Annotated in this window: 10 protein-coding genes; 4 read left to right on the forward strand and 6 right to left on the reverse strand. The window is 63.5% G+C overall.

The annotated features are described in order from the left end of the window. Positions 1-57 precede the first annotated feature (57 nt). The gene (locus BH682_RS10365) at positions 58-4,605 is read right to left on the reverse strand and encodes an ATP-dependent helicase (RefSeq protein ID WP_075835231.1); all 4,548 of its coding nucleotides are present in this window, start codon (positions 4,603-4,605) and stop codon (positions 58-60) included. 106 nt (positions 4,606-4,711) lie between these two features. Here BH682_RS10365 and BH682_RS10370 point away from each other — a divergent pair, with 106 nt between their 5' ends. Continuing rightward, complete coding sequence (locus BH682_RS10370) at positions 4,712-6,043, forward strand: anaerobic C4-dicarboxylate transporter family protein (RefSeq protein ID WP_003940851.1); 1,332 nt, start codon at positions 4,712-4,714, stop codon at positions 6,041-6,043. Positions 6,044-6,081: 38 nt separating this feature from the next. Here the strand turns inward: BH682_RS10370 and BH682_RS10375 are convergent, their stop codons facing one another. From BH682_RS10375 to BH682_RS10385, 3 genes are read right to left on the reverse strand one after another with little or no spacing between them, the layout of a single operon-like run. Continuing rightward, the gene (locus BH682_RS10375; RefSeq protein ID WP_075832819.1) at positions 6,082-7,173 is read right to left on the reverse strand and encodes an N-formylglutamate amidohydrolase; all 1,092 of its coding nucleotides are present in this window, start codon (positions 7,171-7,173) and stop codon (positions 6,082-6,084) included. A gap of 34 nt (positions 7,174-7,207) precedes the next feature. Continuing rightward, positions 7,208-8,212: an acyl-CoA dehydrogenase family protein gene (locus BH682_RS10380; RefSeq protein ID WP_081377504.1), complete on the reverse strand. Its 1,005-nt coding sequence runs from the start codon at positions 8,210-8,212 to the stop codon at positions 7,208-7,210. A gap of 55 nt (positions 8,213-8,267) precedes the next feature. Continuing rightward, positions 8,268-8,831, reverse strand: coding sequence for a helix-turn-helix domain-containing protein (locus BH682_RS10385; RefSeq protein WP_007727247.1), 564 nt, complete (start codon positions 8,829-8,831; stop codon positions 8,268-8,270). A 134-nt stretch (positions 8,832-8,965) separates the two neighbouring features. Here BH682_RS10385 and BH682_RS10390 point away from each other — a divergent pair, with 134 nt between their 5' ends. The 3 genes from BH682_RS10390 to BH682_RS10400 are packed head-to-tail and all read left to right on the forward strand — an operon-like array spanning position 8,966 to position 12,184. Further along, positions 8,966-10,357: a uracil-xanthine permease family protein gene (locus BH682_RS10390; protein WP_075832821.1), complete on the forward strand. Its 1,392-nt coding sequence runs from the start codon at positions 8,966-8,968 to the stop codon at positions 10,355-10,357. Then, positions 10,338-11,402, forward strand: coding sequence for an isopenicillin N synthase family dioxygenase (locus BH682_RS10395; RefSeq protein ID WP_042449601.1), 1,065 nt, complete (start codon positions 10,338-10,340; stop codon positions 11,400-11,402). The genes BH682_RS10390 and BH682_RS10395 overlap by 20 nt, the downstream gene beginning before the upstream one ends. Further along, positions 11,399-12,184, forward strand: a complete 786-nt coding sequence (locus BH682_RS10400; RefSeq protein ID WP_075832823.1) for an alpha/beta fold hydrolase — start codon at positions 11,399-11,401, stop codon at positions 12,182-12,184. Before BH682_RS10395 ends, BH682_RS10400 begins: the two co-directional genes overlap by 4 nt. On the opposite strand, the gene amaB is transcribed toward BH682_RS10400, so the two are convergent. After that, a complete protein-coding gene (gene amaB / locus BH682_RS10405) occupies positions 12,135-13,640 on the reverse strand; it encodes an L-piperidine-6-carboxylate dehydrogenase (protein ID WP_075832825.1) in 1,506 nt (501 codons plus the stop codon). The genes BH682_RS10400 and amaB overlap by 50 nt on opposite strands. Continuing rightward, positions 13,627-14,922, reverse strand: a complete 1,296-nt coding sequence (gene hglS / locus BH682_RS10410) for a 2-oxoadipate dioxygenase/decarboxylase (protein ID WP_075832827.1) — start codon at positions 14,920-14,922, stop codon at positions 13,627-13,629. Before hglS ends, amaB begins: the two co-directional genes overlap by 14 nt. Positions 14,923-14,949 lie beyond the last annotated feature (27 nt).

A 14,949-nucleotide genomic window follows, 5' to 3' on the forward strand; every position in this document is an offset into this window, starting at 1 on the left:
CGCACCCACACTTCAGGATCTCAACTGCCACGATCCCAATCATCATGACCCCAATCCTCATGACCGCAACCTGAATCCGCGAGGGGTGGCCGCGAAGCCGGCTTCGACCAGGACCGGAGCAAAATCGTTGCCGTGGATGGTCTCTCCGTCGACCTTCTCCACTACCAACTTGTCGATGGCGCGAGAAGTCACCTTCTGAGCAAGTGACAGTGCTGCCAGGCGCAACGTTCCGCCGTCGTCGGTGAATGTCAGGATCGTGCGACCGCCGCGCTCGACGAACAGAACCAACTCACCCTCCACCAGAACTACCAGTGCGCCGGCTTTGCGTCCGGGTCGGTGTCCTGGTGACTCTTCGCCCCCCGACGCCGGCCACGGCAGCGCCGCGCCGTACGGGTTTGCCGGATCGCACGCCGCGAGAGTGACTGCAGCCGAGGAGGTGTGGCGCCCCTCGATGGAATCACCGAACGTCCGCAAGCGGTCCACCACGGGAGGCGTGGAGAATTGAGCGCCGCCCAGGGTGTCCACGAAGTATCCGCGTCGAGCGCGCCCGTTGTCCTCGAACGTGCTCAGTACCTTGTAGATCAACGCGAAACCGCCCGGCACGTTCTCGCTCATCACCGAACCGCGGGTGACGACGCCGTATCGTTCGAGCAGCAGATCAGCCGTGGCGTGCGCCCGGATAGTGGGGTCAGGTTCGATACCTGGCAGCTGGAACCACCGACCGGAGGCAGTTGCCGGTCCCGTGCGCGCGGGCGTGGAAGCGCGGGCCATTCCGCGGTACGGACGGGCCCGCGGAACACGGCGAGGTGATCGGTGACTGGTTGTTGTTCTGGTGGTGTCGGAGAGAAGTGCGCGCAGCGGTGCAACGGTGTCGTTACCGATGTGTCCGAGCCACACCAACTCCCACAGTGCCGTCGTCACCGCACTGTCGACCGTGTCCGCAGCCGACTCCGTAGTTCGCAACGCGTCGACCAACTGGCGGAAGAAGTAGGCACCGCCGCCGGACAGCAGGTCGAGGATGCGCTTCTGCAATTCCGAGACGTCGGTGTCGGCGGGTGAATTGAGCGTGATCGGTGCCAGGTCGGCGGGGTGCAGCACTACCCACCCGTCCTTGCCCGAGATAGCTCCCGATCCGGACCACAGGACTTCACCCGTCGACGTGAGTTCGTCCAACATCGCGGGAGAGTAGTCGGCAACTCGGCTCGGCAGGATCAACGATTCGAGAGCGGACGCCGGAATCGGAACGCCGGCAAGTTGATCGACCACCGTTGCAACACCGTCGATTCCTCGCAGCGTGCCGCCCACGTGCTGCCAACTGGGAAGGAATCGCCCGAGGGTCGCGGTGCTGACCGGCTCGACCTCCTGCCGTGCCGCGGCGAGCGAGCGACGCCGCAAGCGACGCAGGACCTCGGCGTCGCACCATTCGCTCCCGGTTGCAGACGGGCGGAATTCACCTTCCAGGACCCGCTTTTCGAGCGCGAGCCGACCGAGAACGTCACGCGCGACTGATACTCCGAGACCGAAGCGTGCAGCCGCGTCGGCGAGAGTGAAGGGACCGTGGGTGCGGGCGTACCGGCTCAGGAGGTCGTCGAGTGGTTGATCGACCGGCTCGATGAACGCGGCCGGAACGCCGATGGGTAGGGGAACGCCGAGTCCATCGCGAAGCCGCGCTGCATCTTCGACGACGGTCCACCAGCTCTCGCCCGCATACGAGACGTGGAGGGCGCGTTTGTCCGTAACCAACTTCTCGAGCCATGAGACCGGGTCCTCGAGACAGCGTTCGGTGACTTCTTCGGTGGTCAGCGGGCCGAGCATGCGGAGGAGGTCGGCAACACCCTCGAGGTCCTTGGCCTTTCGGTCAGGGACGAGCCGTTGCAGTTCACGTTCGGCCTGCTCGATCACTCCGGCGTCGAGGAGCTCGCGCAGTTCGACGCGGCCGAGGAGTTCGGCCAACAGCGTGGAGTCCAAGGACAAAGCGGCGGCGCGTCGCTCGGCGAGGGGGCTGTCGCCCTCGTACATGAACGCACCCACGTAGTTGAACAGGAGCGCACTGGCGAACGGAGACGGAGAGGCCGTCTCCACCTCGACGATTCGAATCTGCCTTTTCTCGATCTTGCCGAACAATTCCTTCAGTGCAGGCAGGTCGTAAACGTCCTGCAAGCACTCGCGTACGGTCTCGAGCAGGATCGGGAAGGTCGGGAACTTGCGGGCGACGTCCAGCAGTTGCGCCGACCGCTGACGCTGCTGCCACAGTGGTGCACGTTTTCCGGGATTGCGGCGGGGGAGAAGCAGTGCGCGGGCGGCACATTCGCGGAATCGGGAAGCGAAGAGCGCGGAGCCGCCCACCTCCTGGGTGACCAGATCTTCGATGTCCTCGACGTCGAAGGTGAACAGTTCGGCGCCGGGAGGTTCGTTCTCGGTGTCGGGGAGTCGGATGATGATGCCGTCGTCGGAGGCCGTCGGGCTGGAATCGACGCCGTATCGTTCCTGCAGGCGCGCCCCGATGGCGAGGGCCCACGGTGCGTGAACCCGTTGGCCGTACGGGGAATGCAGCACCAGACGCCAGTCACCGAGTTCGTCGCGGAAGCGTTCGACCACCAGGGTTCGATCCGACGGCACCTGCCCGGTGGCATTCTTCTGCTCACCGACGAGTTGGATCAGGTTGGTAGTCGCGTTGTGATCGAGCCCGCCCACGCGGCAACGCTCGACGACGTCGGCTTCGTTGCCGAGAGCCGTTTCGCGGACGAACTGCCCCAACGCCTGTCCGAGTTCGGCGGGGCGACCGAGTCCGTCGCCGTGCCAGAAGGGCAAACGACCCGGCATGCCGTAGGCGGGGCTGACCAGAACCCGATCGAAGGTGATCTCCTCGATCCGCCAACTGGTGGCGCCGAGCGCAAAGACGTCACCGACCCGGGATTCGTAGACCATTTCCTCGTCGAGTTCGCCGACGCGGGACGCTTTCTCGCCAACCATGTAGACGGTGAAGAGGCCGCGGTCGGGGATTGCGCCGCCGGAAGTGACGGCCAAACGCTGCGAACCCGGGCGGCCCGTGAGCGTGTTGGACTCACGATCCCAGACAAGGCGAGGACGTAATTCGGCGAACTCGTCCGAGGGGTACCGCCCCGCCAGCAAGTCCAGAGACGATTCGTACGCCGAACGGGGAAGCGTTGCAAAGGAACCGCTTCGGCGCACCGTCTCGAACCAGTCGTCGACGTCGATCGGTTCGAGAGCGGTGGCCGCAACAGTTTGCTGAGCGAGGATGTCGAGGGGATTGGCCGGCACGGCCATCGCTTCGATCTTGCCTTCGACCATGCGCTCGACGGTCACCGCGCAATGAATCAGGTCGGTGCGATGCTTGGGGAAGACGACGCCTCGCGATATCTCGCCGACCTGGTGGCCGGCGCGACCGACACGTTGCAGGCCGCTGGCAACAGAAGGCGGTGCCTCCACCTGGATGACCAAGTCGACGGCGCCCATGTCGATTCCGAGTTCGAGACTGCTGGTGGCGACGACGCATCGCAATCGACCCGATTTGAGGTCGTCTTCGATGAGGGCTCGCTGGTCTTTGCTGACCGATCCGTGGTGGGCGCGAGCAAGGAGGGGTTCTGCGCCGTAGTTGACCTCGGTGGGAGCCCCGATCTGCGCGGGCGGGCGAGATGTTTTCTCGACGGCCAGACCGATGCGTTCTGCATGAATCTCGTTGAGCCTGGCTGTCAATCGTTCGGCGAGGCGGCGAGAGTTGGCGAACACGATGGACGATCGGTGGTCGAGAACGAGGTCGACGATCTGTTCCTCGACGTGGGGCCAGATCGAACCGGCTTGCGGGGTGGGAGATTCGGAACCGTCGTCCGGCGTCGCGATCCCCAGTTCGGTCATGTCCTCGACGGGAACACGGACCGTGAGGTCGAATGTCTTGGCGGCAGGCGGTGCCACGATTCGGATCGGTGCCGAACCGGCGAGGAACCGCCCGATCTCCTCGTGCGGACGGACAGTGGCCGACAATCCGATGCGTTGCGCCGGACGCTCGAGCAAGCCGTCCAGGCGTTCCAGTGAGAGCGCAAGGTGCGAGCCACGCTTGGTACCCGCCACCGCGTGAACCTCGTCGACGATCACGGTGTCGACACCGACCAGTGTTTCCCGGGCAGCGGAGGTGAGCATCAGGAACAACGACTCAGGCGTGGTGATCAGGATGTCCGGAGGACGTTTGATCAACGAGCGTCGATCGGCCTGGGACGTATCGCCGGAACGGACACCGACGGTGATCTCGGGCGGGGTGAGGCCCAGACGCTTCGCCGTCTGCGTGATGCCGACCAGCGGCGCGCGAAGGTTCCGCTCGACGTCCACACCCAGCGCTTTGAGCGGCGAAATGTAGAGGACTTTGGTGGCGCGTTCGCCTTCGTCCTTGGCGGCGAGTTGATCGAGCGCCCACAGGAACGCCGACAATGTCTTGCCGGAGCCGGTGGGTGCGACGACAAGAGTGTGAGAGCCACTCGCGATGGATTCCCAGGCACCGAGCTGCGCAGCAGTCGGCGCGCTGAAAGCCCCGCCGAACCACTCGCGTGTGGCGGGCGAGAACCTACCGAGGACGTTGGTCACGACCACCATATTGCCCCTTCCCACCGACAGCGTGTTCGTGCCTGCAGCCGAAGCGCAGAGCATACTATTTGCCCTGTTATAGCGATTCTCTTGTTATCGAGAAGGCGAGTGCCTGATGGAAGCAGTCAAGATTGTCCTCGAGCTGGCGGTAGTGCTCGGGGCGATTGTCATGGGTACCAGATCGAGCGGTGTCGCTCTCGGTCTGTGGGGCGGCGCAGGTGTTGCCGTCCTCGTGTTCGTCTTCGGAGAGGACGTCGGCAGTCCGCCGGTCGACGCTCTCCTCATCGTCCTGTCCGTCGTCCTCGCGTCGTCGATGATGCAGGCGGCCGGTGGTATCGACTGGATGGTCACCATCGCGGCCAAGTTGATCGAATCTCGCCCGAAACAGATCACGCTGATCGCGCCGTTGGTGTCATTCCTGTTCTCGGTCGGTGCCGGCACGTCCAACATCCTCTACCCACTGCTCCCCGTCATCTACGACGTCTCGTACAAGAACGGTGTGCGGCCGTCACGACCGCTGTCGCTGTCAGTTGTCTCGACCGGTGTGGCGCTGGCGTGTAGTCCGGTGTCCGCGGCAATGGCGGCAATGGTCACGCTGACCGACGTGCCGCCTTACGATTTCGAACTCATCGACATCATCAAGATCACCTTCCCGGCTGCTGTTGTCGGCATCGTCCTTTCCTCCATCGCGGTCAACCGACTCGGCAAAGATCTCGACGACGACCCGGAGATACAGGCGAAGATGAAGTCGGGCGAATTGGCCGGACCTGGTGCAGCCTCCAAGACCGAACTCGTCTCGACGAAGACCGGACGAAACGCGGCACTGATCTTCCTCGCCGGCGTCCTGGCTATCGTGATCTTCGGCCTGTTCAAGGGGATTCGTCCCGAAGCTGCCGACGGTACTCCGATGGGGATGACACCGATCATCGAAATGCTGATGTTCGTCGTGGGTACGTTGATCCTGCTGGTGTGCCGCCCGAATGTCGCCGACGTGCCGTCGTCGACGGTGTTCCGTGCCGGTATGGTCTCGGCCATCGCGCTGTTCGGTCTGGCATGGCTGACGGACACGTTCATCAGCGCCCATTCCGAGCTGATCACGAGCACCGTCGGCGACTGGGTCAACGCCGCGCCGTGGATCTTCGCGCTCGGTGTCTTCCTGGTCTGTGTACTGACGACCAGTCAGTCGACCGCTACGAGGACCATCGTGCCGATCGGTCTCGCTGCCGGGATTGCACCCGGTCTGGTGAGCGGAATGTGGGCCGGAGCGTTTGCCGGCGTCTATCTGTTGCCGACAAACGGTTCGCAGATCGCGGCTGCGAACTTCGACCTCTCGGGCAGCACGAAGCTCGGTTCCAAGCTCGTCGACCACTCGTTCTTCCTGCCGACCATCATCTTGGCCGTCACGACGATTGCGGCCGGCGCGTTGTTCGGAGTGGTGCTCGGTTGAGTATTGCGGCTGAGTCAGCCCTGAGTGACAGCGCTGAGTCAGCTGTTGCGGTAGTGGTCCCAGCTCGCCTTGCACGCGTGGGCGAGCTGGTCCACCCGTTCGGCGTCGGGTGTAGGCCAGTCGACGCCGGGTTCCATGATGTAGGCGGCCAGTTCGTCTCCCAGTAGGAATTCTCGTTTGAATTCGGCCTGAACCGCGCTCAACGTGATCCCGGCTTCGGCGGCGCGGGCGCTCAATTCGGCGAATCTGGCTCCGGCTCGAATGATTTCGAAACTGCCGAGGTACGGCTGATTGAGAGCGACGGCATCCGGATCGTCGACCTGAAATCCCTTGCGATGTGAGACCGCCAGTGTGCGAATGAGCTCCGGATCCATCGTCACGGGATTGTCGCCGCGTCGATTACCGTCGTGATCGCCACGATTGGAGAGTGCGACGACGTCGGGGAGCCGATCTGCTTCCGGCCGTTCGACATTGACGGCGCCGTCCTGCCGGGTGGTGTGGTTCATCGTGTCGTGGAACGACAAGGTCGTGAACGATCGACCGAGTTCGAAGCTCTTCGCCACCATGGCTTCGATCAGTGCGTCGCGAGTTCTCTCGTAGACGCCCAAACCGTGTTTAGCTGTCTCGGTGAAGGTCTCGGCGAGGTCCTTCCAACCCGCGTCGTCGGTCGGCTCGAGCAGCAGGGGGTAGAACGAGAAGGTGACAGGGCGAACTGCGTCGACGCCGGTGAGGTCCGCTTTGTTGCCGGCACCGGCCTCGTGGACGCGGGCGAATGCTTCGCGCAGTGACGCTTCCAGGTTTTCGGGCTTCGCACGGTTGGGATCGCGAATCATGCGAGGGTGCGGATTCTCCACGTACACGATGCGCGAATCGATTTCGGCCCAACGGCGCACGATGGGACTGGTGGACATGTCGGTGAAGTCGAACTGCAGCCGCTGTGTGAACTCGGGTGCGAGAAAACGTGAGAGTTCTGCTGGAATCGCGGAACCCGAGTGTGGGCAACTGACAAGAAGGTCGGCTTCGGCGATGGCGTCGTCGAGACTGCGGGAGTCGCGATCGGCATAGAACGTCAGGTCCTCCGGCGTGAACACGGTTCCGGCCGGGATGAGTACTGGTTCTCCACTGGTCATGAGCCCCAGCGTAATCGAGTACAACCGTGCGTACTCAGTATCCGCTGAGTCGTTCCACGAGAGCTGTTTTGATCTCCGGGCGACCAGCCGCGACAAGAGTGAAGGTGGCTTCACGCATGAGCCGCTCGGGGGTGTTGCTGCCGACCAGAGCGCGGCTTCCGGTCGCAGTCACGAGTGCGGCCGACGCGCGTATCGCAAGTTCCGACGCTCGGGCGCGGGCGGCCGACATGTCGCCGCCGTCGCGCAGTGCTGCATCGAGATCGGCGCGCGCCCGGGTGGCTTGTTCCTCGAACGCGTCGGTGTCGACTCCCAGATCCGCAAGTTCGGTGACAGCGCGGCGGGTGATGCCCATGGCCATCGCGCCGTTGAGCCACAAGCCGGGGAGCTGGGTGCTCTGGAATTGTTCGTCGCTGACGACAGCACAGACGTCGGTATCGGGAATTTCGAAAGCGTCGAACACGATTCGGACGGTGTTGCTCCCGCGCGCCGCGATCAGTGGAAGCTCCTCGATCGTCAGACCCGGGGCCTCGCCTACCGGTACGACGGAATGAACGATGGAATTGTCGAACTCGTCGCGCGCCGACACCAAGAGAACATCGACGATGCCCCAACCGGTGACGAAGGGGGCGATCCCGTCGAGGACGTAGCCGTCGTTCACCCGCTTCGCCCACAGGAGCGGTGGGCGGGGGATGGCGCCGGCATAGGCAACCCCACCGCGAATCGTGCCGGAAACCAGACCGTCCCAGTATTGTTCGCGCAGAGGTGCATTGGGACTCGCCGCCAGGGCTCCGACGACGCCGTGATGCTGCATCCAGGTGAACGTCGTCGCGAGGCAACCGCCGCACAAGGTTTCGAGGACCTCGACCAGTTCTTCGCTGCTGGGGCCACCCTCACCGAGGGCGGCGATGCCGTAGAAGCCGTCGGCGGCGAGCGCGTCGAAATGGCTGCTGGGGATTTCTCCGTCGGCGTCGACGCTGTCGGCGACGGGAAACAGAACGGTATCGGCGATTTCGCGCGCAAGTTCCGGCCACATGGTCACGCTGTCAGGGTAAGCCGTGAGCCGGGGGTTGTGGTGTGGAACTACAGCCGCGCATCTAGAACGAGGGCGGCGAACTCACGATGAGGAACCTCGCGACCGCATCGGTGCGATTGAACCACCGGTGCGGGATGGTCGAGGTGTAGAGGAGGGTGTCGCCTACGTGAAGAACGTGATGCTCGTCCAGTCCCACCTCGACCTCGACAGATCCTTCGAGAACATGAATGAACTCTTCGCCGGCGTGCTCGGTGTGCTCACCTGCCTCGGAATGAGGTGCTGCCGTGATCTCGTTGGGTTCCATGGTCCGTGAGCCGGTGGAGCAGAATCGAATCACCGAATCGTGTGCCAGTTCGAAGGTTCGCCCCTCGCCGGCGCGGACGAGGCTGGACGGAGTTCGCTCACCCTGTGCCAAGAGTGCGTGCGCCGTGGTGCCGAGCGATTGCGCGAGGCGATGAAGGTTCATGACACTGGGTACTGCGTGGCCGTTTTCGGTCTGGCTCAGGAAGGGCTGGGACAAGCCCGACTTCACGGCAACCTCGCGCAACGTCAGTCCGGCTTCTTTTCGTGCCGTCCGCACGGCAGCCCCGATTGCGGTCGCTATCGCCTTCTGGTCGTCGTCCATGTGCCGAAGATAGCAGTGCTCTGGTGAAAGTTTTGATTACACAGACGAAACAAATTCGACCACGGTAAGAAATTATCGACGTGCTGAATAGTCCCGTACACGAAACACTTCCAGCTTCGGACGGAGATCGGCGCATGGCCATCCATCCTGTCGACCAGCGGCTCCCATTTGCCCGCCAGTCTGCTTTTGCTCTTCAGCACGTCCTCATCATGTACACCGGCTGCATCACGGTTCCGCTGGTTTTCGGTGCCGCCGTAGGGCTGGACCGCAGCACAGTCGCGATGCTGATCAGCGCGGACTTGCTCGTTGCAGGCATCATCACGATCATTCAGAGCCTGGGCGTCGGGAAGGTCGCCGGTGTCCGGCTGCCGATCGTCTGCGGGGCGACCTTCGCCGGGCTGACGCCGATGATTCTGATCGCCAAGGAGTACGGCCTGCAGGCGGTGTACGGGTCCATGCTGGTCGGTGGCGTAGTCGGCATTGCGTTGGCCGTGCCGTTCGCCACGATCGTCCGATACTTCCCACCCCTGGTTACCGGCGTCGTCCTCACAGTGATCGGCATCTCGTTGATCGGTGTCGCAGGAGGACTGATCGTCGGAAACGACCCCACCTCCCCGTCGTTCGCCGACCCGAAGAATCTGGCGCTGGCTGCCGCAGTCGTTGTGGTCGCGGTGGCCTTCATCTGCCTCGGCCGCGGGATGTGGACGCAGCTCGGTGTACTGATGGCGCTTGTGATCGGCACCGTGATCGCCATCCCGATGGGCCTGATCGATCTGAGTGGCGTCGGCGGCTCGGCCTGGGTGGGCTTCCCGATGCCGTTCCACTTCGGCGCTCCGGAGTTTCCCGTCACCGCCGTGGTGGCGATGAGTATCGTCATGGCAGTCGTCTTCGCAGAGTCGACGGCGAGCATGCTGGCGGTCAGCGAGATCACCGGAAAGCCTTTGAAGAAAGCAGATCTCGCACGAGGGCTGGTGGCCGACGGGATGTCGGGAGTTCTGGGCGGAATCTTCAATGCCTTTGTCGACACCGTTTTCTCGCAGAATGTCGGCGCCGTTGCCACGACCCGGGTGTACAGCCGGTACGTGACCGCTACCAGCGGTGCCATTCTGATCGTCCTCGGCCTCATCCCGCGAATGGGTGAAGTGGTTGCAGCCCTGCCTGATCCGGTGGTCGGCGGTGTCGGAATCATCTTGTTCTCCACTGTCGCCGTGGTCGGAATCAACACGCTGCGCAAGGTCGATCTCAGCGACCCGATCAACACCACGATCGCCGCTGTATCGGTGGGGATCGGTATTCTTCCGGAATTTGCGGAGGGGATGTTCGAGCGATTCCCCTCCTCGGCTCAGATCCTCCTCGGTAGCGGCATCACCTTGGCTGCGGCCTCGGCCTTTTCGCTCAATCTGCTGTTCAATCACACCCGACTCGGTGAACTCGCGAGGCGATCGCGAGAGAGCCTCCATGCCACTGCAAAATCTGAACCCGCCACCAGCTCTGCAGGAGACGCCAGTGTCACAGTCCCAGTCTGATCCCTTCGAAGTGCCCGTCGTCGACATCTCGCCTTACGTGCTCGGTGGTGCCGACCAGGACAAGGCGCGAGTGGCTGCCGAAGTCGACCATGCTTGTCGGACTGTAGGTTTCATGCAGATTCGGGGCCACGGTGTTCCGGCCGCTGTTTCTTCCGGCCTCGCCGAAGCGATGGACGACTTCTTCGGGCTGCCGATGGAGACGAAGTCGGGCTACCGAATCGAGGGCGCGAATCGTGGGTACAGCCCGCCCAAGAGTGAGTCGCTGAGCCTGAGCCTCGGCGTCGAATCCGCGACCAGAATGAACGACTTTTTCGAGGCCTTCAACGTCGGAACCGAAGCCCGATCATTCACCGAACTCGAACTGTCGGAGGACGATTACGGAATCAACCTGTGGCCCGCAGTGTCTGGTTTCACGGAGCGGGTGGAGAATTACTACGCCCATGGCGAGCGGGTGGCACGCACACTGACCACCATTTTCGAAGACGCGCTCGGGCTGACCCCAGGATTCTTCGAGTCGATCACCGACCACTCCATCGACGTACTGCGGATGAACAACTACGCGTTACCCGAAGGGACGGTGACGTTGGACGGTGAGTTGAAGGGGATGGGCGAACATACCGATTTCGGGCTGGTCACCGTGCTGTGGGCGGATCAGGTCGAAGGTTTGCAAGTACTCGGGAGCGACCGACGCTGGCACGATGTCTGGCCGCACGACGGCGCGCTACTGGTCAACCTCGGGGATCTCACCGCGCGACTGACCAACGACAGGTGGATGTCCACGCTGCACCGAGTTGCGCCTCCGGTGGTGAACGGCACCATCAAGCGCCGGCGATCGGCGGCCTTCTTCCATGACGGAAACGTCGACGCGGTGATTGCGACCTTGCCGAGTTTTCAGGACGACTCCGGCTTGGAGTACGAACCCATTACCGTTCGCGATCACATCAAGGCCAAATTGGCCGGGTCGAGGCAGGGGAAGTCCAACGCCGCCGCAGGTCGTGAGGCGGCTCGGGTACTTTCGGCTGCAGAGCTCGAGGTCAAGCAGTGAGTGCACGGAACATCGTCCTGATCCACGGAGCATGGGCCGGCGGGTGGGTCTGGGATCGTGTGTGTGGCCCACTGAAATCGGCCGGCTTCAATCCTGTTGTGGTGGAGCTTCCCGGCTCGGGAAGTTGGAACTCAGACGACGTGATCGATCTCGATGTCGTTGCCGAACATGTTGTGGCAGTTGTCGAGTCCTTGGACGGGCAGTGCGCCCTCGTCGGTCACTCCGGCGGTGGCATCGTGGCCTCACAGGTGGCTGAGTTGCTGCCTTCGCGGGTAACGGGTCTTGTGTACGTCGCAGGGATGATGCTTCCATCGCAGACGGACTTCGGGATGCTCTGCATCGAACTCGGTCTGGAAAGTCCGGTCGGGATCTCACGTTGGTTGGTTCCCGCCGACGACGGGGATGCGACGACTGTTCCGCCCGAAGCCGGTGCCGCTGTGTTCTTCCACGAAGCGCCGGTGGCTGATGCGATCTTCGCCGCGCGCATGCTCGTTCCACAACTGGAGTCAGCCCGCCTGATGGCACCGGTCTGGACGGAAGAGCGATTCGGAACCGTGCCGAGGTTGTATGTCGAATGCACGCTGGATCGAACCGTGCCGATCGAGGCTCAACGCGCCATGCAGAGACTTGTCCCCGGTGCCCAGGTGGTCAGCCTGGGCACCGACCATGCACCGCAGTTGTCGGCGCTCCCGGAGTTGATCGACGCGATCACCGATTTCGCCCGGCAGGTGTTCAGCCGAACTCGACCCCTTGAGCCAGCGGAAGCTGGTCCGAGTAATTGACGGTATTGGTGGCTCGGCGCATGTATGCCTTCCACGAATCCGAACCCGACTCGCGTCCGCCGCCAGTCTCCTTCTCCCCGCCGAATGCGCCGCCGATCTCCGCACCGGACGTTCCGATGTTCACGTTCGCGATGCCGCAATCGGAGCCGTCGGCGGCGAGGAAGCGCTCTGCTTCTCGCTGATCGAGTGTGAAGATCGAGGACGAAAGTCCTTGAGGCACGCCGTTGTGCAGCGCAATGGCGTCGTCGAAGTCGGTGTAGGTCAAGACGTAGAGGATGGGTGCAAAAGTCTCCGCCCGCACCACCTCGGTCTGTGCGGGCATACGAACGAGGGCAGGTGTCACGTAGAACCCGGAATCGCCGACGCGGTCCCCGCCACACACCACAGTTCCGCCGTCCGCGCGTGCGGCCGAGAGCGATTTCTGCATCGTCTCGAACGCGGCTTCGTTGATCAGCGGCCCGACCAGAACACCGGAATCGAAGGGACTGCCGACCTCGAGCTGTGCGTACGCGGCCGCAACGCGCTCGACGACGTGATCGGCGATCGACTCGTGCACGATGAGCCGACGAAGTGAGGTGCACCGCTGCCCCGCAGTTCCGGCGGCGGAGAACACGATTCCGCGTACGGCAAGCTCGAGATCTGCCGACGGTGTGACGACTGCGGCGTTGTTGCCACCCAACTCGAGGAGGCTTCGCCCGAAGCGTTCGGCGACCCGCGGAGCCACCGCGCGGCCCATCCGCACGGAACCGGTGGCGCTGACCAAGGCCACCAGTGGGTTGACCACCAAGGCCTCACCGACATCGCGTCCGCCGATGATCAACTGGTGCACGTCGATCGGTGCATCACAGTCGGCGAGGGCGCGTCGGAGGAGGGCGTCACATGCCAGCGCAGTCAGCGGCGTGGTCTCCGAAGGCTTCCAGACGACGGCGTCACCGCACACGAGAGCGATGGCGGTATTCCACGACCACACCGCGACGGGAAAGTTGAACGCGGAGATGACTCCGACAACGCCGAGAGGGTGCCACGTTTCCGTCAACCGGTGTCCGGGACGCTCGGACGGCATGGTGCGTCCGTAGAGCTGCCGGGAGAGACCGACGGCGAACTCGCAGATATCGATCATCTCCTGTACCTCGCCGAGAGCCTCCGAGGTGACCTTCCCGGCCTCCAACGTCACGATTTCCGCGAGGTCATCCTTGTGCTCGGTCAGTAGGCTGCCCAGCCGGCGCACGACCGCGCCGCGCGCCGGAGCGGGGACGGTGCGCCAGGTGAGGAACGCGCGATGCGCCGCGTCGACGGCGTCGTCGACTTCTCTACCGGAGTGCTGCCGAACGGTACGCAGTTGCGTACCGGTGATGGGGGTTCGTGCGCTCAGGTCGCCGGCGGGCCACTCGACACCGCACGCGGCAAGGGCGCTTTCGGCGCGATCGGCGAGGCTCGAAGAATCAGGCAGGTTCACTGGGGAGTCCTCTGTTGTTGTGGGCGGGAGGCAGCACGGCACGTGACGCCTCTTGTTGTGCGCGGTACAGCTCGAACGGATCTTCGATGGTGCGGTCGATGGCGCCCTCCAATCGATCCTGCCCGTATTCGGCGCCGGGCGCATCGGAAACGAATCCGGTCACGGAATCGAGATTGGATGCGAAGATCCCGGCCGCGGAGGCAGGTAGGAAGTCCTCGTAGACGATCGGGTCGCGGACGACAACAGTTCCTTCGTTTCGGTACGTGAAGTACGCCAACCCCGCGGCATCGAGTTCGCTTTCGGAGTGCGGAAATTCGCTGTCCCAATCGGCGTCCTCGGGCGTGGCGATCAGTCGGTCGTAGATCGCTCGCCCGCTGCGGGTCAACGCGATTCCGCGTGCCTCCACCTCGCCGAATCTGACGCGGACGGGCTCAGTGGTGACCGATCCGTCGTGCTGACGGAAGAGTCTGTCTTCGGCCAATGCACGAAACGACGTCTGCCGCAGAAGTAGTGGTGGTCCGCTCCATCTCGGCGGGCCTTGGATGCGGTCGATCATGGTGATACCGCGCTCGGTCATGCGGCGGTACAACTCGTCGATGTCGAGCACTCGCGGGGTGAGGTGATTGACGTGGGTCGAGCCCTGCCCCGCAATGTCTGCAGCGACCGGCGAGATTGCGGCGAGTTCGCGGTACCAGCCCGCGTCGATGGGATCGGTGCCGAGCCGAAACGCCGAGGTCGCTGCATCGACGAACTGTGTCGCCTCGGGCTCCGTCAGCCCGCCCTCGCGACTCGATTGCCGTGCCCACTGCAGAAGTTCGGGAGAGAACAGGGTCCGGCGACGCAGGAACCTGGTGATCCGACGCTCGAGGTCGGTGTCGAAGAACCTGGAATCGGAACTGGTCAGCACCGAGGTGAAAACGCGGAACGGGTTCCGGGCGAGTTCGGCGGGATCGGTGGGGCGAAATGCCGTCGAGACAACGGGAATGGGGGAGTCGGTGAGCCGGAGGTCGTAATAGCCGACCGGAAACATACCGAATCCGCCGAAGACGGTGGCTACGTCACGTAGTTCGTCGAGAGTCCCCAGTCTGATGGCGCCGTGACGCTCGGCGCTGACTCTCGCCAGGCTGCCCAGGCGCTCCGCAGAATCCGGATGTTCGGCGGCAAAATCACGGTTCACCTGCATCGTTACATCTACCAAGGTGTTGTAAGCGGGGACCTCGTCGCCATACATCTTGGCGAGGGCCGCTGCGAACCGTGCACGTAGCTCCCAGGTTTCAACCATACGAATGTCCGATTGCGTTAGCCTGCG

This window comes from Rhodococcus sp. YL-1 (assembly GCF_001942025.1).
Classification (GTDB): Bacteria; Actinomycetota; Actinomycetes; order Mycobacteriales; family Mycobacteriaceae; genus Rhodococcus_F; species Rhodococcus_F qingshengii.

Bases quoted from the DNA above. Each gene is read 5' to 3' on its own strand.
- BH682_RS10365 (WP_075835231.1), bottom strand. From the start codon at position 4,605: ATGGTGGTCGTGACCAACGTCCTCGGTAGGTTCTCGCCCGCCACACGC.
- BH682_RS10370 (WP_003940851.1), top strand. From the start codon at position 4,712: ATGGAAGCAGTCAAGATTGTCCTCGAGCTGGCGGTAGTGCTCGGGGCG.
- BH682_RS10375 (WP_075832819.1), bottom strand. From the start codon at position 7,173: ATGACCAGTGGAGAACCAGTACTCATCCCGGCCGGAACCGTGTTCACG.
- BH682_RS10385 (WP_007727247.1), bottom strand. From the start codon at position 8,831: ATGGACGACGACCAGAAGGCGATAGCGACCGCAATCGGGGCTGCCGTG.
- BH682_RS10390 (WP_075832821.1), top strand. From the start codon at position 8,966: ATGGCCATCCATCCTGTCGACCAGCGGCTCCCATTTGCCCGCCAGTCT.
- hglS (WP_075832827.1), bottom strand. From the start codon at position 14,922: ATGGTTGAAACCTGGGAGCTACGTGCACGGTTCGCAGCGGCCCTCGCC.